Genomic DNA, 18,521 nt, shown 5'->3' with positions numbered 1-18,521 from the left:
TATTCTCGCTACAATCCGCGGCTTTGCCACCCGGGGCGGGTGTTTACAACCCGTCGCTCTCGAGAAGTTCCATGCTCATCGGTAGTTATTCTCCCTCTCTGGTCGTGATCTCCCTGTTCGTCGCGGTGCTTGCTTCCTACACCGCGCTCGACCTCTCCGGTCGCATCGCCACGGCCAAGGGTCGCGCCATCTACTTGTGGATGCTGGGCGGGGCATTGGCCATGGGCGTGGGCGTGTGGTCCATGCACTTTATCGGCATGTTGGCGCTCAGGCTGCCGTTCGCCCTGGGTTTTGACCTGGACATTACCGCGTTGTCGCTGTTGATCGCGGTGTTGTCCTGCGGCTTTGCCTTGTGGCTGGTCAGCCAGCAGCGCCTGCCTATGTGGCAACTGGGGTTTGGCGCGCTGATCATGGGCGCCGGCATCAGCAGCATGCATTACACCGGCATGGCCGCGATGCGGATGCTGCCGGGCATCGATTACGACCCCGCGTTGTTTGGCGCCTCGTTGCTGATCGCGGTGGCGGCGTCTGGCGCGGCACTGTGGATCGCCTTCAATCTGCGGCGCAACACGCCTTATGTGCGTCTGGCGCGCGGTGGCGCCGCCGTGGTGATGGGCGTGGCCATCGTCGGCATGCACTACACCGGCATGGCGGCGGCGCGTTTTGCCGACGACAGTTTCTGCGGCGCCGCGCTGACCGGCTTGAGCGGCAAGGGCCTGGATAACCTGGTGTTGGTCACCAGCCTGGCCGTGCTGGTTATCGCGCTGCTCACGTCGTTGCTCGACGCGCGCCTGGAGGCGCGTACCGCGGTGCTGGCCGACTCGCTGACGTTGGCCAATCAGGAACTGACCCACCTGGCCCTGCACGACACCCTGACCGGCCTGCCCAATCGCACCCTGCTCGCCGACCGGATTCAGCAAGCCATGCAGGCGGTGAAAGAGCAGGGCGGTTGCCTGGCCCTGATGTTTATCGACCTGGACGGCTTCAAGCCGGTCAACGATGCCTTCGGCCATCACATGGGCGACCAGTTGTTGCGCGAAGTCAGCCAGCGCCTGCGTGAAGATCTGCGCAGCCAGGACACCCTGGCGCGTATCGGCGGTGATGAGTTTGTGCTGCTGGTGCAACTGACGCAGCCCAATGATGCCCTGGGCCTTGCCGAACGCCAGGTGGTGCTGATCAATCGCGCGTTCCAGGTGGCCGAACACGTGCTGAAAATTTCAGCCAGCGTGGGTATCGCGATGTTCCCGGGCAACGGCAGTACGCCCCAGGAACTGCTGATGAACGCCGACGCCGCGATGTACCACGCCAAGGGCATGGGCAAGAATGGCTACAGCTTCTTCGATGTGTCGATGAACTCTAACGCGCGCAAGCAACTGCAGTTGTTGCAGGACTTGCGCAACGCAGTCGAGCAGCAGCAGTTCCGCTTGTACTACCAGCCCAAGTTCGACGCCGTCAGCGGTGCCCCGATAGGCGCCGAAGCCTTGCTGCGCTGGGAGCATCCGCAAGAGGGCTTGTTGCTGCCGGCGGCCTTTATCGAGCTGGCGGAAAAGACCGGGCTGATCATTCCGATTGGCGAGTGGGTGCTCGACGAAGCCTGCCGTCAGATGCGCGTGTGGTACGCCCAGGGTTATGAAGACTGGCGAATCGCGGTGAACCTGTCGGCGTTGCAGTTTTGCCACGCCGGCCTGGTCAAGAGTGTCGCCACCGCGTTGGATCGCCACCAGTTGCCGGCCAACAGCCTGACGCTGGAGATTACCGAAACCACCGCCATGAGCGATGCCGATGCGAGCATGACGGTGTTGCAGCAGCTGTCGGAAATGGGGGTCGATCTGTCCATTGATGACTTCGGCACCGGCTATTCCAGCCTGATGTACCTCAAGCGCCTGCCGGCCAACGAACTGAAGATCGACCGTGGCTTTGTGCGAGACCTGGAACACGACGGCGACGACGCCGCCATTGTCTCGGCCATCGTCGCCCTGGGCCAGGCCCTTGGGCTGCGGATTGTCGCCGAAGGGGTGGAAACCGATGTCCAGCAGAGCTTCCTCACCCGCCTGGGGTGCAACGCGTTGCGGGGCTATTTGCTCGGGCATCCGTTACCGGCGGATGGCTTCATGGCCGACATCCTGCGGGCACAAGCAGCGCTGGCGCCTGACAAGCAGCGTGCTTGACGGGTATTCTTGGGGCCAACTCTAAACATTTGGTTGATTCAGGAGAGCGTAGGCATGGACAAAGTCCTCATCATCACCGGGGGCGGTCGTGGGATTGGCGCCGCGACGGCATTGCTGGCGGCTCGCCAGGGCTATCGCATTTGCATCAACTTCCAGTCGGACGAAGAGGCCGCTCATCGCGTGCTCGACCAGGTCCGTGCGCTGGGTGCCCAGGCCATTGCGGTGCGCGCCGATGTGAGCATCGAGGATGAGGTGATCGCGCTGTTCCATCGTGTTGACAACGAGTTGGGGCGGGTGACGGCACTGGTCAACAATGCCGGCACCGTGGGGCATAAATCCCGTGTCGATGAAATGTCCGAGTTCCGCATCCTGAAGATCATGAAGACCAACGTGCTCGGCCCGATTCTGTGCGCCAAGCACGCGGTGCTGCGTATGTCGCCCCGGCATGGTGGGCAGGGCGGCAGCATCGTCAATGTGTCGTCGGTGGCGGCGCGCCTCGGTTCGCCGGGTGAATATGTCGACTACGCCGCCTCCAAGGGCGCGCTGGACAGCTTTACCATCGGGCTGTCGAAGGAAGTGGCGGGCGAGGGCATTCGTGTCAACGCGGTGCGCCCCGGCTATATCTACACCGACTTCCATGCCCTGAGCGGTGATCCGGACCGGGTCAGCAAGCTGGAGTCCGGGATTCCCATGGCCCGTGGCGGCCGGCCGGATGAGGTGGCGGAGGCGATTGTCTGGTTGTTGTCGGACAAGGCGTCCTATGCCACCGGGACGTTCGTCGACCTGGGCGGCGGTCGTTGAGGCCCTCGGCCTTCAGCTCGGCAGATGGCGCAGCACTTCATAGCCTTTAAAGGAAAACGCCTTGAGCCGGCTGGCTTCGGAGTTTTCCAGGGTGCTGTAGCCGTCGTTGAAGAACCCATCGATACGCCCGTTGCGGGCATGGCTGCCATTCAAGGTGCGGTCGTCAAGGTTGTCGAGAAACTGCAGCACTTTTTCCAGGTTGTAAGCCGCGTCAGCACGCGCATCCGGGTCTGCGTTGGATGGGGTCCAGTCACCGACCTGCTGCTTAAGATCATCAGCGATCGCGTAACTGTCGCGGCCTTGCAGGAAGTGCGTCATGACCGGGCTCTGGTCGATGATCTGCTGTGCCGAGCGCAGGTCGCCGGCCGGTCGGTCCAGCGGAGCGTACATCTCGCGAACCTGCTTTTGTTCGACGGCACGCATGTAGTTGGGCGGGATGGGCAGGTGTGCAGGCCTTGGGGGCACAGAAACGCTCATAGTAAACCTCTGGTTCGAACCAGGAATAGTGAGTGTCCTGTGTGGTACGTGCGTCGATCTGGTTCCGCGTCAAAACGAGCGCACAATGCGTCCCAACGTCTCCATCGCTTTTTCCGATGCTTCCGACCACGGGCTGCCGTAGTTCAGGCGGATACAGTTCCTGAAACGCTGGGTCGCCGAAAAAATCGGCCCCGGCGCGATACTGATGCCCTGGGCCAAGGCCATCTGGAATAACTTCAATGAATCCGTCTGCTCCGGCAATTCCAGCCAGAGGAAATACCCGCCGGCCGGCTGGCTGACCCGCGTCTGCGCCGGAAAATACCGGGCAATGGCCGCGAGCATGGCGCTTTGCTGTTCTTCCAGGGCGTAGCGCAATTTGCGCAAGTGCCGGTCATAGCCGCCATGTTGCAGGTAGTCGGCAATCGCCGCCTGGGCGGGCATCGACGGGCACAACGAGGTCATCAGCTTCAAACGCTCGACCTTCTGCGCATAGCGCCCGGCCGCCACCCAGCCAATGCGATAACCCGGTGCGAGGCTCTTGGCGAAGGAGCCGCAGTGCATCACCAGGCCCTCGGTGTCGAAGGCCTTGGCGGGTTTCGGTGCCTGTTGTCCGTAGTACAACTCTGCGTAGACGTCGTCCTCGATCAACGGCACCTGATGGCGGCGCAGCAGCTCCACCAATTCCTGTTTCTTCGCTTCCGGCAGCGTGGCGCCCATGGGGTTCTGGAAACTGGTCATGGTCCAACAGGCTTTGATCGGGTAGCGCTCCAGGCTTTGCGCCAGGGCGTTGAGGTCGATGCCGTCACGCGGATGCACGGGGATTTCCACCGCTTTGAGTTTCAGGCGTTCGAGCACTTGCAGGCAGGCATAAAACGCCGGTGCTTCAATGGCCACCAGATCGCCCGGCTCGGTGACGGCCTGCAGGCACAAGTTCAGGGCTTCGAGGGCGCCGTTGGTGATCAGCAGCTCTTCCATCGGCAACATCAGGCCGCCGACCATATAACGCAGGGCAATCTGCCGGCGCAGTTGCGGGTTGCCCGGCGACATGTCGGTGACCACCAGGCGCGGGTCCATCTCACGGGCGGCGCTGGCCAGGGAGCGGGCCAGGCGGGGCAGCGGGAACAGCATCGGGCTGGGGAAGGCCGAGCCGAACGGTACGGTATTCGGGTCTTTGATGGACTCGAGCACCGAGAACACCAATTCGCTCACATCGACTTCGGTGGATTCATGCACGTGTTCACTCACCACCGGTTCGGAGAACGGGCTGGGCGCATGGGTGTTGACGAAGTAGCCGGAACGCGGTCGTGCCCGGATCAGGCCGCGGCGTTCCAGCAGGTAGTACGCCTGGAACACCGTGGACGGGCTGACGCCGTAGGTCTGGCTGGCATAGCGCACCGAAGGCACTCGCTGGCCAGGGCCGAGCACGCCGGAGCGGATCAGTTCTGCGATGTCGTCGGCGAATTTTTCGTAGCGTTTCATGGTAGCCAAATTAATCTTCTCAAGATGTACGCAGGGCGAAATGTGGCCGCCGGCTGAGCGGCTGCCACATTTGATCTCTTATGCCGGCCAACCCTCAGCGGTTCAACGGTGCCACGAAACGGCTGTCGGCAGCGCTGTAGACCCATGGTTCGTCGACGTCGGTGACCTTGAAGCGCAGGATCTGCGAACTGCTCGCCGGCTTGTCCGCCAGCAACGCCACCGACACCGGCACGTCGCTGATTTCCCCCGGGGCCAGGCTGATCTGGGTCTTGCCTTGCAGCTGGAAGCCTTCGCCATCCAGCAGTTCCAGGCGGTAGTCCTGGGGTTGCTGGGTCTTGTTGATGACCTTGAGGCTGTAGATGTTTTCGATCAGGCCCTGGCTGTTTTCGCGGAACATGCCGCGGTCCTTGGTCACGTCCAGCGACACCATCGGCCGCTGCACCAGTGCCACGACCAACGCCGCGATCATCACCAGCAGCACCGCACTGTAGCCGATCAGACGTGGTCTGAGCAGGTGGGTCTTGCCGCCTTGCAGTTGATGTTCGCTGGTGTAGCTCACCAGGCCGCGGGCGTAACCCATTTTGTCCATGATCGAGTCGCAGGCATCGATGCACGCCGCGCAGCCGATGCATTCCATTTGCAGGCCGTCGCGGATATCGATGCCGGTGGGGCACACTTGCACGCACAATTGGCAATCGATGCAGTCGCCGAGGCCGACGTCCGCCGGTTTGGCTTCACGCTTGCGCGGGCCGCGGTGTTCGCCACGGGCCGCATCGTAGGAGATGGTCAGCGTGTCTTTGTCGAACATCACGCTCTGGAACCGCGCATACGGGCACATGTGCATGCACACCGCTTCGCGCAGCCAGCCGGCGTTGAGGTAAGTGGCGGCGGTGAAAAACACCACCCAGAACAGGCTCACGCCGCCCATCTGCCAGGTCAGCAGTTCGCTGGCCAGCGGGCGAATGGGTGTGAAGTAACCGACAAAGGTCAACCCGGTCAGCACGCTGATACTCAGCCACAGCGTATGTTTGGCCGAGCGCCGTGCCAGTTTGTTCAGGCTCCAGGGTGCCGCTTGCAGCTTGATACGCTGGTTGCGCTCGCCTTCGGTGACTTTTTCGCACCACATGAACAGCCAGGTGAACGAGCTTTGCGGGCAGGTGTAGCCGCACCACACCCGGCCGGCGAACACGGTGATCGCAAACAGGCCGAAGGCGCAGATGATCAACAGCGCCGACAGCAGGATGAAGTCCTGCGGCCAGAACGTGGCGCCGAATATGTGGAACTTGCTTTCGGCCAGGTCCCACAGTACGGCCTGGCGACCGCCCCAGTTCAGCCACACCGTGCCGAAAAACGCCAGGAACAGAAAGCCTGCACCGGCCACGCGCAAGGTGCGGTACAGGCCGGTGAAGCTACGGGTATGGATCTGGTTATCGCTGGATTTGGCCGTCACCTTCTTCGGGTGCGCAGGCTCGTGGATTTCCACGGTTCGGACGGGGATCATTTCGCTCATGGTCGTTTGCTCATCAGCCTCCATCAGGCCGGTGAACTATGCTCGTCGTGCTGTTTGCATAACAGACTCAGGTGTGGCGATAAAAAGCGGATCAGATGCGCTGCAAAGGCCCTGCTGCGACAATGTGCTGCACCCCGTGGCGCCTGGGGCGCAGCTCGATTCAGCGTGTGCTGATACAGATCAATCAAATCACCGAATCACTGTCGCTGGCCTTCAGGTGTTTGCGCCCATCCTGGGCGCCGGCGACGGTCAGCGCGTCGGCCTCGACCTCGGTGATGTAGATCCGGTCGTCGTTCAGCGCCACAAAAGACATGGATTTTTCGCTGTCGGTACTGACGGTGACCTGGGACGCCGGCAGGCTTTGTTCCTGGCCGTTGTCATCGACCGTGAAGTAGCAGATCTGGTTTTCGATACGTACAGGCATGGTGAACTCCTTGTCATCGTCTGGTGATGGTGAGGGGATAGCATTGGGCTGAGGGTTCCTCCACCCGCACGGGCGGGTCTTGCGGCGGTTCCTCCTCAGGCGGCGCAGCCGGTTCGGTGGGCGGCAGGGTCGGCTTGTCGATATTCGGATCGGGCGTTTGCGCGGGAATCGGGATATTCATCGGTGTGGCCTCCTTTGTGCTTTGCTCTATCGGTGGACAGCCGCCCGGGGGAATTGATTCCCCCCGTCGATGGCGGCACATCCACCTGAACTTTTCACCCGGCCCCGGGCTCGGACCTTATGTGGCCCTGCTCAGGGAGAGCGGTGCCGTATCAGAATTCGGATCAAGCAAAGAGCGTCCACAGGGCGTAAGGGGAAGATGCTCGATGACTGCTGAAACACTGACTCCAGACGATTGTGTATTGCCGCTGTCCCAGGCGTTGTTGCTGCCTCGCATAGCGATTGAAAGCACCATGCCGGTGATCGACGGCGGCGAATTTGCGGTCAAGGCCGTGGTGGGCCAACGCATCAATGTCACCAGCAAGGTGTTCGCCGACGGCCACGACACGCTCGCGGTGCTGATCCGCTGGCGCGCCTTGCACGATGAAAGCTGGCACAGCGAGGTCATGGCCGATATCGGCAACGACGGTTGGGAGGGCGCGTTTACCGTCACCGCCCAAGGGCCCCATGAATATTGCATCGAAGCCTGGATCGATACCTTTGCCAGCTTCTGCTACGAACTGCGCAAGAAACATGAGGCTGGCGTGCCGGTCAGCCTTGAGTTGCAGGAAGGCCGCAGCCTGGTGCTGCTGGCCGCCGAGCGCAGTGACAGTGAGCTGCGCGAGCGCCTGATGCGCTTGCACCACGAGCTCTCTGGCCTGCTGGAAACCGAGCAGGTTGCGCTGTTCCTGCACGAAGACAGTGCGTACCTGATGACCCGGGCCGATCACCGCGCCTATTTGAGCATCAGTCCCGCGTACCCACTCGACGTGGAGCGCGAGCGTGCGCAGTTTGCCAGTTGGTATGAGCTGTTTCCGCGCTCTATCACCGACCATCCAGCGCGTCACGGTACGTTCCTCGACGTGCATTCGCGGCTGTCGATGATCCATGACATGGGGTTCGACGTGCTGTACTTCCCGCCGATCCACCCCATCGGCCGCAGCCACCGTAAAGGCAAAAACAATGCCTTGAGGGCCGAGCGGCACGATCCGGGCAGCCCCTACGCGATCGGCAGCGAGGAGGGCGGCCACGACGCGATTCATCCGCAACTGGGCAGCCGCGACGATTTTCGGCGCCTGGTCAAGGCCGCCGCCGACCATGGCCTGGAAGTCGCCCTGGACTTCGCCATTCAGTGCTCCCAGGACCACCCGTGGCTCAAGCAGCACCCGGGCTGGTTCAACTGGCGCCCGGACGGCACGATCAAATACGCGGAAAACCCGCCGAAAAAGTACCAGGACATCGTCAACGTCGATTTCTACGCCGCCGATGCGATCCCCAGCCTATGGACTGAACTGCGTGACATCGTGCTCGCTTGGGTCGAGGAGGGCGTGAAGACATTCCGCGTCGATAACCCTCACACCAAGCCGCTGCCATTCTGGCAATGGCTGATCAGCGATGTGCGGTCCAAGTACCCGGAGGTGATCTTCCTCGCCGAAGCATTCACCACACCGGCGATGATGGCGCGCCTGGGCAAGGTCGGTTACTCCCAGAGCTACACCTATTTCACCTGGCGCAACACCAAGGCCGAGCTGAGCGAGTACCTGGCGCAATTGAACGAGTCGCCCTGGCGCGAGTGCTACCGGCCGAACTTCTTCGTCAACACCCCGGACATCAACCCCGCTTTCCTGCATGAGTCCGGGCGCCCGGGTTTCTTGATCCGCGCCGCGCTGGCGAGCATGGGCTCGGGGTTGTGGGGCATGTATTCCGGCTTCGAACTGTGCGAAGCCGCGCCGGTGCCGGGCAAGGAAGAGTACCAGGACTCGGAAAAATACGAGATCCGCCCGCGGGACTTCACCGCACCCGGCAACATCATCGCCGAGATCGCCCAACTCAACCGCATCCGCCGGCAAAACCCGGCATTGCACACGCATTTGGGGCTGACGCTCTACAACGCCTGGAACGAGAACATCCTGTACTTCGGCAAGCGCAGCGAAGACGGCAGCAATTTCATCCTGGTGGCGGTCAACCTCGACCCATTCAATGCCCAGGAAGCGCAATTCGAATTGCCGCTGTGGGAGCTGGGCTTGCCGGACGACGCCCACACCCAGGGCGAAGATTTGATGAACGGCCATCGCTGGACGTGGTACGGCAAGACCCAATGGATGCGGCTGGAGCCGCAGATGCCGTTCGGGATCTGGCGCATCACCACGTACTAAGGATCGACATGTGGGCGGGGGCTTGCTCCCGAAAGCGCTATGCCAGCCAATGGATCAAGTGACTGTCCTGCCGCTATCGGGCGCAAGCCCCCGCACATCGACCCGCTTCAGTCTGCAAGAATCCTCGAGTTTTCAGGAGTTTCCAATGGCGAAGAAACCCAAGGCTGCCACCTTTATCAAAGACCCGCTGTGGTACAAGGACGCGGTGATCTATCAGGTTCACGTCAAATCCTATTTCGACTCCAATAACGACGGCATCGGTGACTTTCCCGGGCTGATCGCCAAACTCGACTACATCGCCGACCTCGGTGTGAACACCATCTGGCTCCTGCCGTTCTACCCCTCGCCACGTCGCGACGACGGTTATGACATCGCCGAGTACCGCGGCGTGCACAGCGACTACGGGACCATGGCCGACGCCCGGCGCTTTATCGCCGAAGCCCACCAACGCGGGCTGCGGGTGATCACCGAACTGGTGATCAACCACACCTCCGACCAGCACCCGTGGTTTCAGCGCGCACGCAAGGCCAAGCCCGGTTCGGCGGCGCGGGACTTCTACGTGTGGTCCGACGACGATCAGAAGTACGACGGCACGCGCGTCATCTTCCTCGATACCGAGAAGTCCAACTGGACCTGGGACCCGGTGGCCGGCCAGTACTTCTGGCACCGTTTCTATTCGCACCAGCCCGACCTCAACTTCGACAATCCGCAAGTGATGAAAGCCGTGCTGTCGGTGATGCGCTTCTGGCTCGACATGGGCATCGACGGCCTGCGCCTGGACGCGATCCCGTACCTGATCGAGCGCGACGGCACCAACAACGAAAACCTGCCGGAGACCCACGACGTCCTCAAGCAGATCCGCGCCGAGATCGACGCTCATTACCCCGACCGCATGCTGCTGGCCGAAGCCAACCAGTGGCCGGAAGACACGCAGATGTACTTCGGTGACAAAAAGGGCGACGACGGCGATGAATGCCACATGGCCTTTCACTTCCCGCTGATGCCGCGCATGTACATGGCGCTGGCCCAGGAGGACCGTTTCCCGATCACCGACATCCTGCGCCAGACCCCGGAAATCCCGGCCAATTGCCAATGGGCGATCTTCCTGCGCAACCACGATGAACTGACCCTGGAAATGGTCACCGACAAAGAACGCGACTACCTGTGGAACTACTACGCCGCCGACCGTCGCGCGCGGATCAACCTGGGCATTCGCCGGCGCCTGGCGCCGCTGATGGAGCGTGACCGGCGTCGCGTCGAACTGCTCAACAGCCTGCTGTTGTCGATGCCGGGCACGCCGACCCTGTATTACGGCGATGAAATCGGCATGGGCGACAACATCTACCTGGGCGACCGCGACGGCGTGCGAACGCCGATGCAGTGGTCCATCGACCGCAACGGCGGCTTTTCCCGCGCCGACCCGGCCAGCCTGGTGCTGCCGCCGATCATGGACGCGCAATACGGCTATCAGTCGGTCAACGTCGAAACCCAGGCCCAGGACCCGCATTCGCTGCTCAACTGGACCCGCCGCATGCTCGCGGTGCGCAAGCAGTCCAAGGCTTTCGGCCGCGGCAGCTTGAAGATGCTCTCGCCGAGCAACCGGCGCATCCTCGCCTATACCCGTGAATTCACCGGGGACGACGGCCGCACCGAGATCATCCTGTGCGTGGCCAACGTCTCGCGCAGCGCCCAGGCGGCCGAGTTGGACCTCTCGGCCTTCGCCGGCATGGTGCCGGTGGAGATGCTCGGCGGTAATGCGTTCCCGCCCATCGGCCAGTTGAATTTCCTGCTGACCCTGGCGCCGTATGGCTTCTACTGGTTCGTGCTGGCGGCGGAAAACCAGATGCCCAGCTGGCATGTGGAACCGGTGCAAAGCATGCCGGACTTCACCACCCTGGTTCTGAAAAAACGCATGGAGGAGCTGCTCGACGCACCGTGTCGCGCCGTCCTGGAGCACACCTCGCTGCCGGCCTGGCTGCCCAAGCGCCGCTGGTTCGCCGGCAAGGAGACGGCCATCGACAGCGTGCATATCGCCTACGGCGTGCGGTTCGGCGACCTGCAGCACCCGGTGCTGCTCAGCGAAATCGAGGTGAGCGCCGGGGGGCAGGTCAGCCGTTACCAGTTGCCGTTTGGCTTTCTCGGCGAAGACCAGTTCACCAGCGCCTTGCCGCAACAACTGGCCCTGGCCCGTGTGCGGCGCGTGCGTCAGGTGGGGTTGGTGACCGATGCGTTCAGCCTGGAACACTTTATCCGCGCGGTGATCCAGGCCTTGCAGGCCGGCACCGTGTTGAACAGCAGCGAGGGCGAGCTGCGCTTTGAAGCCACGCCGCAGCTGGCCAGGCTGCCGCTGACCGATGAGTCGCCCGTGCGTTACCTGGCCGCCGAGCAGTCCAACAGCTCGGTGGTGGTGGGCGAGAGCCTGGTGCTCAAGTTGATCCGCAAGGTCAGCGCCGGGGTCCATCCGGAGCTGGAGATGAGCGCCTACCTGACCGCAGCCGGTTACCCGAACATTTCGCCGTTGCTCGGTTCGATGATTCGGCGTGACGGCCAAGGCCAGGACAACCTGTTGATGATTGCCCAGGGCTACCTGAGCAACCAGGGCGACGCCTGGGGCTGGACCCAGAACAACCTGGAGCGCGCGATCCGCGACGAACAGGCCGAAGCGATGTCCGAACAGGAGCAGCATTACAACGCCTTGGGCGAGCTGGCCGACTTTGCCGCTTTGCTCGGGCAGCGCCTGGGTGAAATGCACGGCGTGCTGGCGGCGCCGACGGCCAACCCAGACTTCCAAGCCGAAGTCACCACCGCCAAGGATGCCGAGGCCTGGGCCAAGGACATCGCGGCGCAGATCGAGCGCGCCCTGCAATTGCTCAAACTGCATCAAAACCAATTGAACCCGGCCGATCAGGTGCGGGTCAGTGAATTGTTGGAGCAGAAAAAAGCCATCGGCGCTCAGGTCCGGGCGTTGGCGCAGGCCACGTTGGGCGGCTTGCGCATTCGCGTCCACGGTGACTTGCACCTGGGCCAGGTGCTGGTAGTGAAAGGCGACGCTTACCTGATCGACTTTGAAGGGGAACCGGCGCGGCCGCTGCACGAACGGCGCGGCAAGCACAGCCCGTATAAAGACGTCAGCGGCGTGCTGCGTTCGTTTGATTACGCGGCGGCCATGGCCCTGAATGTGCAAGGTGTGGACCACTCACCCGCAGCGGACGCGGCGCGCCAGCGTGTGACCGAGCGCTACCTGATTGAGGCGCGTCTGGCATTTATCAAGGCTTATCACGCGGCGACGGCTACACTGGCGCATGACTGGCAGGATGCCAAAGGCCAGGACGCAGCGCTGACCTTGTTCAGCCTGGAAAAGGCCGCGTATGAAGTGGCTTATGAAGCGGAAAACCGCCCGACCTGGCTGCCGGTGCCCTTGCAGGGTTTGCACGGTTTGCTCAGCGGGCTCATACCTGGATCGAAATCTGTACGCGGTGGGGAGACGTCATGAGTTTTACGAATAAAGAACCGCTGCAGCCGAAACTGACAGCAATGCCGGCGTCCAACGACGTCGAAGCGCTGGTGCGCGCCGAACACCATGATCCGTTCTCGATTCTCGGGCCCCATGGTGACGAGCAGGGCGGCCAGTTTGTCCGTGCGTTCCTGCCGGAGGCCTTGAGCGTCCAACTGCTGAGTCGCGACACTGGCGAGCCGATCGGCAGCCTCGACGCGACCCAGGTGCCGGGTCTGTTTATCGGGCATTTCAGCAGTCGCCAGGCCTACCTGTTGAAGATCCAATGGGCCGGTGGCGAACAGATCACCGAAGACCCTTACAGTTTCCAGCAACTGCTGCTGGGGGAAATGGACCTGTACCTGTTTGCCGAAGGCAATCACCGTGACCTCAGCAGTTGCCTGGGCGCCCAGTTGACCACGGTCGATGGCGTGCAGGGCGTGCGGTTTGCCGTGTGGGCACCGAACGCCCGGCGCGTGTCGGTGGTCGGTGACTTCAATATCTGGGACGGCCGCCGCCACCCGATGCGCCTGCGCCATCCGGCCGGTGTGTGGGAGATCTTTATCCCACGCTTGCAAGCGGGCGCGGCCTACAAATACGAGATTCTCGGGGCCCACGGCATTTTGCCGCTCAAGGCCGACCCGATGGCCCTGGCCACCCAGATGCCGCCCGACACGGCATCGAAAGTCGCGTCGCCGTTACAGGTCGACTGGCAGGATCACACGTGGATGCAGGCGCGTGCGCAAAAGCAGAAGCCCACGGCGCCGCTGTCGATTTATGAGTTGCACCTGGGCTCCTGGCAGTGCGAACTGGACGAGGCCGGTGAGGTTTCGCGCCAGTACGGCTGGGGTGAACTGGCCGAGCGGCTGATTCCGTATGTGCAACAGCTGGGCTTTACCCATATCGAGCTGATGCCGATCATGGAACACCCGTTCGGCGGCTCCTGGGGCTATCAAGCGTTGTCCCAGTTCGCGCCGACTGCGCGCTTCGGTTCGCCGCAGGCATTCGCCGAGTTCGTCAATGCCTGTCACCAGGCCGACATCGGCGTGATCCTCGACTGGGTGCCGGCGCATTTTCCCACCGATGCCCACGGCCTCGCGCAATTCGATGGCACGGCGCTGTACGAATACGCCAACCCGCTGGAAGGCTTCCACCAGGATTGGGACACACTGATCTACAACCTGGGTCGCACCGAAGTACATGGCTTTATGCTGGCCTCGGCGCTGCATTGGCTCAAACACTTCCACGTCGATGGCCTGCGCGTCGATGCCGTGGCCTCGATGCTGTATCGCGACTATTCGCGCAAGGCCGGCGAATGGGTGCCCAACCGCCATGGCGGCCGCGAGAACCTCGAAGCCATCGACTTCCTGCGGCACTTGAACGACGTGGTCGCCCTCGAAGCCCCCGGCGCGCTGGTGATCGCCGAAGAATCCACGGCCTGGCCGGGCGTCAGCCAGCCAACCCAACAGGGCGGCCTGGGCTTCAACTACAAGTGGAACATGGGCTGGATGAACGATTCCCTGCATTACATCCAGCAAGACCCGGTGTACCGCGCCCACCATCACAATGAACTGAGTTTTGGCCTGGTGTATGCCTGGTCCGAGCGTTTCATCCTGCCGATCTCCCACGATGAAGTGGTCCACGGCAAGCACTCGCTGATCGACAAGATGCCCGGCGACCGCTGGCAGAAATTCGCCAACCTGCGCGCCTACCTGAGTTTCATGTGGACGCACCCGGGCAAGAAGCTGCTGTTCATGGGCTGCGAGTTCGGCCAATGGCGCGAGTGGAACCACGACCAGCAACTGGACTGGTACCTGCTGCAATACCCCGAACACCGTGGGGTGCAGAAGCTGGTGAGTGACTTGAATCGCCTGTACCGCGAGGAACCGGCCCTGTATGAACAGGACGACGCGCCCCAAGGCTTCCAGTGGCTGATCGGCGACGATGCGATCAACAGCGTCTACGCCTGGCTGCGCTGGAGCAAGGACGGCAGGCCGGTGCTGGTGGTGGCCAACTTCACCCCGGTGCCGCGTGAAGCCTACAAGGTCGGCGTGCCGTTCGCCGGGCGTTGGAGCGAGGTGATCAACAGCGATGCGGACACGTATGCCGGTTCGAATTATGGCAATGGCGGAGGGGTCTTCACCGAGGATGAACCGCATCATGGTCAACCGGTATCGCTGTCGTTGAATCTGCCGCCATTGGGCGTGCTGATTTTGCGTCCGCAAGACAGTTAACGGCGCTAAGGTGCTGGCGTCTATTGTCCGCGCTAGTGGCAGGGTGCCACAATGGCACCTTTGTCGCGGCAGTCGAATCAGGCGGTTTTCATGAATGGCCTTGGGCATGAGCAAGACCAGGATTGCGTTATTGAGGAGCAGGTGCGAACCGACCGTTTGCATCAGCTGTTTCGTCAGTCATTTGCCGCCATTTTCGGCAGCTATCTCGCGGCGGCGATGCTTTGCTGGCTGTGTTGGGACCGTTTTGACCACCAGGTCATGCAGGTATGGCTGGCGGTGCTGGCGGCGTCATCGTTGCTGCGGGTGAAAATGTTCCTCGAATGGTTTCGCAGCCCCTACAGCGAGCGCACGCCGGAACGCTGGGAGCGCCGTTACTGGCTCACCTTGATACTGTCCGCGAGCATCTGGGGCGCCGGTGCCTTTGCCGTAATGCCCAGCGACGACCGGATGTCCCAAGTACTGGTGATGTTGTTTACCGTGGGCATGTCCGTCAGCGCTGTCTCGTGCTATTCGGCCTATCGCTACATGACCATGGTGTCCATGGGCCTGGTGTTGCTGCCGTGTACGCTGTGGCTGCTGTTTCAGCCGTCGTCGATGCAGGTCGGCGTGGCGATTGCGGTGCTGGTGTTTTCCTCGTTTGTGGTCAGTGCCACGCGCAAGTTGTCCGGCGCCCTGGAAAAAGCCTTCCGCCTGACCAGGCAGATGGAACGCGCCCACACTATTTCCGCGCGCGCCGCACAGACCGATGAACTCACCGGGCTGATGAACCGTCGCGCGTTTTTCGAACATGCACAATTGCTGTACGCGCAGTGCCGCCTCAACCGGCAGCCGCTGTGTGCGTTGATGATCGACATGGACCACTTCAAGCAAATCAACGACACCTACGGCCATCAGGCCGGCGACCAGGTATTGCGGCAGATCGGCGGAGTGATCACCGCGTCGTTTCGCCAGGCCGATGTGTACGGCCGCCTGGGGGGCGAGGAGTTTGCGGTGTTGCTGCCCAATACCTCGCTGGAAACCGCCCGGGGTATCGCTGAGCAGTTGATCAAGGCCATCTCCTGCATGGCTTCCGAACCTGTGCAGGGCATGACCGCCAGTCTCGGCGTGGCGTCGACCTGCACCTTGGATGGCGACCTGCACGCGTTGATGAACACCGCCGACAAGGCGCTGTACCGCGCCAAGGCCCTCGGCCGCAATCAAGTGGTCGTGGCGGAGTAGGGCTCAGTCCTTGAACATGGCCTTGGCCAGCACCCGCGCCACCTGGTCGGCGGAGTAGGGCTTGGCGAGGAACTCAAACCCTTCGTAGCCGCTTTCCGCGAGTTCTTCGCTGTAGCCGGAGGTGAGCACCACCGGCAGGTCGGCGCGACGTTGGCGCAGGAGCTTGGCCATCGCCACGCCGGTCATGCCCGGCATCACCACGTCGGAGAAAATCGCGTCGAAAGCCGCGGCATCCGGACCGGCCAGCGCCAGCGCCTGTTCGGCATCGGTCGCCCAAGTGGTCTGGTAACCGAGGTCCTGGAGGATCTGGTTGGCGAAACGGCCTACGTCCAGGTTGTCTTCCACGATCAGGATATTGCGCAGGCTCGTATCGTGGGGCGGTGCCGGGTCACTAGGGGAGGGCTCGTGGCGGGCGTCCTCCGGTTCGACCTCGGGCAGATACAGGGTAAACACCGTGCCCTGGCCAAGACGGCTGGCCACGTCGACATTGCCACCGGACTGCTTGGCGAAGCCGAACACCTGTGACAACCCCAGGCCCGTGCCTTTGCCCACGGCCTTGGTGGTAAAGAACGGCTCGAAAATGCGCTCGAACGTTTCCCCCGGAATGCCGCTGCCGGTGTCGGCCAGGGCCACCGTGACAAACGGCTGGCAGGCTTGGGCATCGCCCCGGATGCGCGGCATCGCGTCCACCGTGCCCACGCGCAGGGTCAAGGTGCCCTGGCCGTCCATGGCATCGCGGGCGTTGAGTGCGATATTGATCAGCGCGGTTTCGAACTGGCTCGAGTCGACCCGGACATGGCACGGCCGCTCGGGCAATTGAACCTGCACATGAATGCGCGCACCGGTGACACTCTCGAGCATCTCGCCAATGTCCTTGACCCGCTGCGCCACATCGAAGACTTCCGGGTTCAGCGGTTGGCGGCGCGCGAACGCAAGCAACTGGCTGGTCAACTTGCTGGCGCGCTCGACGGTGTCGGATACCGCGCGCATGTAGCGTTGGCGCCGTTCTTCGGGCAGCCCGGGCTGACGCAAAAAGTCCACCGACGAACGAATGATGGTCAGCAGGTTGTTGAAGTCATGGGCCACGCCGCCGGTCAATTGGCCGATGGCTTCGAGTTTCTGCGATTGACGCAACGCCGCTTCGGCCTGGGCCAGCGCAGCGGTGCGTTCTTCCACACGCTGCTCGAGGGTGGCGTTCAATTCGGTAAAGGCCGCCAACCCTTCGCGCACGGCGGCATCGGCGCGCACCCGTTCGATGTGCGCCCAGGACCGCTCGGTGACTTCGGCCAACAGCGCCAGGTCATACGGCGACCAGGTCCGCTCTGCTGTGCTGTGAACCGCCATCAAGGCCGTAAGGCGACCGTGTTTGATCAGTGGTATGCAGATCGTGGCGGTGATGCCCAGGGCCTGGAACGCCGCGGCTTCCTGCGCGGGCAGTTCAAGCCGGTTGTTGCCGATCACCAGTGGCTCACCGGCCCGCAGGCACTTGACCGCGGTCTGCCCGAAGGCCTGCAGGCGGTAGTGGCCGACGATGCTGGGCGAGCCGGGAGCCGTCCAGTTGTCACGGATGGTGAAGCCGTCTTCATCGGCGTCCATATCGGCGTAGGCGCAGATGGACACTTGCAGGTGCTGCGCCAGCAGGTGCGTGGTGGCGGTCATGATGGCTTCGGCATCGGTGGCATTGGCGACCGTGCTGCCGATGGTATCCAGCACCGCAAGGCGGCGCGAAAGGAACACCGTGGCGGTGGTTTCGGTCACGGTGTCGAGCATGCCGACGACGTGGCCCCGCGGGTCGCGGATCGGGCTATAGCAGAACGTGAAGTACGCTTGTTCCGGCGCCGCGCCGCGTTCGATCACCAGCGGGAAGTTTTCGATATAGGTCGCATGGCCCTGGAAAGCCGCATCGGCGATGGGGCTGATGTCGTCCCAGACCTCGCTCCAGATCTCACTGAACGGACGCCCCAGGGCATAGGGTTTATTGCCCAGTATCGGAATGAACGCGTCGTTATAGAGGGTCGTCAATTGAGGTCCCCACACGATGGCTTGGGGGAAACTTGAAGCAAAGCACAGCGCCACGGTGGTCTTGAGCACATCCGGCCAGTGTTCCAGCGGACCCAGGGGCGTACTGGCCCAGTCGTGCTGGCGTACCCGCTCGGCCATGTCGCTGCTGCTTTGCAGCCAATTCATCATCGGGTGAACACCTTGTTTGCCACGGTCTGTTTGGATGCCTGATGCGTCAGGCCAATAAGCAACAGACAGAAATGATTGCTGCCGGTTCAGCGCAATTATCCATGAGATGGCACTTTGATGCTTCACCCGCTGGGATAGATCTCATCGCGGGT

Annotated in this window: 12 protein-coding genes; 6 read left to right on the top strand and 6 right to left on the bottom strand. The window is 62.4% G+C overall.

All coding sequences use genetic code 11. From position 1 onward, the window contains the following. The first annotated feature begins 71 nt into the window (after positions 1-71). Positions 72-2,168 carry a putative bifunctional diguanylate cyclase/phosphodiesterase gene (locus tag ACVWZP_RS07630; protein ID WP_457369626.1) on the top strand — a complete coding sequence of 699 codons (2,097 nt, stop codon included), beginning with the start codon at positions 72-74 and terminating at the stop codon, positions 2,166-2,168. A gap of 54 nt (positions 2,169-2,222) precedes the next feature. Further along, complete coding sequence (locus ACVWZP_RS07625; RefSeq protein WP_046383198.1) at positions 2,223-2,969, top strand: SDR family oxidoreductase; 747 nt, start codon at positions 2,223-2,225, stop codon at positions 2,967-2,969. 12 nt (positions 2,970-2,981) lie between these two features. Here ACVWZP_RS07625 and ACVWZP_RS07620 read toward each other — a convergent pair whose 3' ends face one another. From ACVWZP_RS07620 to ACVWZP_RS07600, 5 genes are all read right to left on the bottom strand, one after another. Then, a complete protein-coding gene (locus ACVWZP_RS07620; protein ID WP_457369625.1) occupies positions 2,982-3,446 on the bottom strand; it encodes a hypothetical protein in 465 nt (154 codons plus the stop codon). A 69-nt stretch (positions 3,447-3,515) separates the two neighbouring features. Beyond that, positions 3,516-4,925 carry a GntR family transcriptional regulator MpaR gene (gene mapR, locus ACVWZP_RS07615; protein WP_017848443.1) on the bottom strand — a complete coding sequence of 470 codons (1,410 nt, stop codon included), beginning with the start codon at positions 4,923-4,925 and terminating at the stop codon, positions 3,516-3,518. A gap of 94 nt (positions 4,926-5,019) precedes the next feature. Beyond that, on the bottom strand, positions 5,020-6,435 hold the full coding sequence (gene ccoG / locus ACVWZP_RS07610; RefSeq protein ID WP_457369624.1) for a cytochrome c oxidase accessory protein CcoG: 1,416 nt from the start codon (positions 6,433-6,435) through the stop codon (positions 5,020-5,022). Between the two features lie 184 nt (positions 6,436-6,619). Next, positions 6,620-6,859 (bottom strand): DUF3203 family protein, encoded by a 240-nt coding sequence (locus tag ACVWZP_RS07605; RefSeq protein ID WP_017848445.1) that lies wholly within the window; start codon positions 6,857-6,859, stop codon positions 6,620-6,622. Between the two features lie 13 nt (positions 6,860-6,872). Continuing rightward, positions 6,873-7,040 (bottom strand): hypothetical protein, encoded by a 168-nt coding sequence (locus ACVWZP_RS07600; RefSeq protein ID WP_164887046.1) that lies wholly within the window; start codon positions 7,038-7,040, stop codon positions 6,873-6,875. Between the two features lie 205 nt (positions 7,041-7,245). Here ACVWZP_RS07600 and ACVWZP_RS07595 point away from each other — a divergent pair, with 205 nt between their 5' ends. From ACVWZP_RS07595 to ACVWZP_RS07580, 4 genes are all read left to right on the top strand, one after another. Next, complete coding sequence (locus ACVWZP_RS07595) at positions 7,246-9,234, top strand: alpha-1,4-glucan--maltose-1-phosphate maltosyltransferase (protein WP_261754941.1); 1,989 nt, start codon at positions 7,246-7,248, stop codon at positions 9,232-9,234. Between the two features lie 145 nt (positions 9,235-9,379). Further along, complete coding sequence (gene treS / locus ACVWZP_RS07590; RefSeq protein ID WP_457369623.1) at positions 9,380-12,727, top strand: maltose alpha-D-glucosyltransferase; 3,348 nt, start codon at positions 9,380-9,382, stop codon at positions 12,725-12,727. Further along, a complete protein-coding gene (gene glgB, locus ACVWZP_RS07585; protein ID WP_457369622.1) occupies positions 12,724-14,961 on the top strand; it encodes a 1,4-alpha-glucan branching protein GlgB in 2,238 nt (745 codons plus the stop codon). Before treS ends, glgB begins: the two co-directional genes overlap by 4 nt. 51 nt (positions 14,962-15,012) lie before the next feature. Continuing rightward, positions 15,013-16,179 carry a GGDEF domain-containing protein gene (locus ACVWZP_RS07580; RefSeq protein WP_108526611.1) on the top strand — a complete coding sequence of 389 codons (1,167 nt, stop codon included), beginning with the start codon at positions 15,013-15,015 and terminating at the stop codon, positions 16,177-16,179. A gap of 3 nt (positions 16,180-16,182) precedes the next feature. Here the strand turns inward: ACVWZP_RS07580 and ACVWZP_RS07575 are convergent, their stop codons facing one another. Next, positions 16,183-18,369 (bottom strand): GAF domain-containing protein, encoded by a 2,187-nt coding sequence (locus ACVWZP_RS07575; RefSeq protein ID WP_256823214.1) that lies wholly within the window; start codon positions 18,367-18,369, stop codon positions 16,183-16,185. Positions 18,370-18,521: the final 152 nt, after the last annotated feature.

This window comes from Pseudomonas sp. TE36184 (assembly GCF_054060055.1).
The sequence above is the reverse complement of the archived record's forward strand: the minus strand, read 5'-3'. Positions and strand labels throughout refer to the sequence as shown.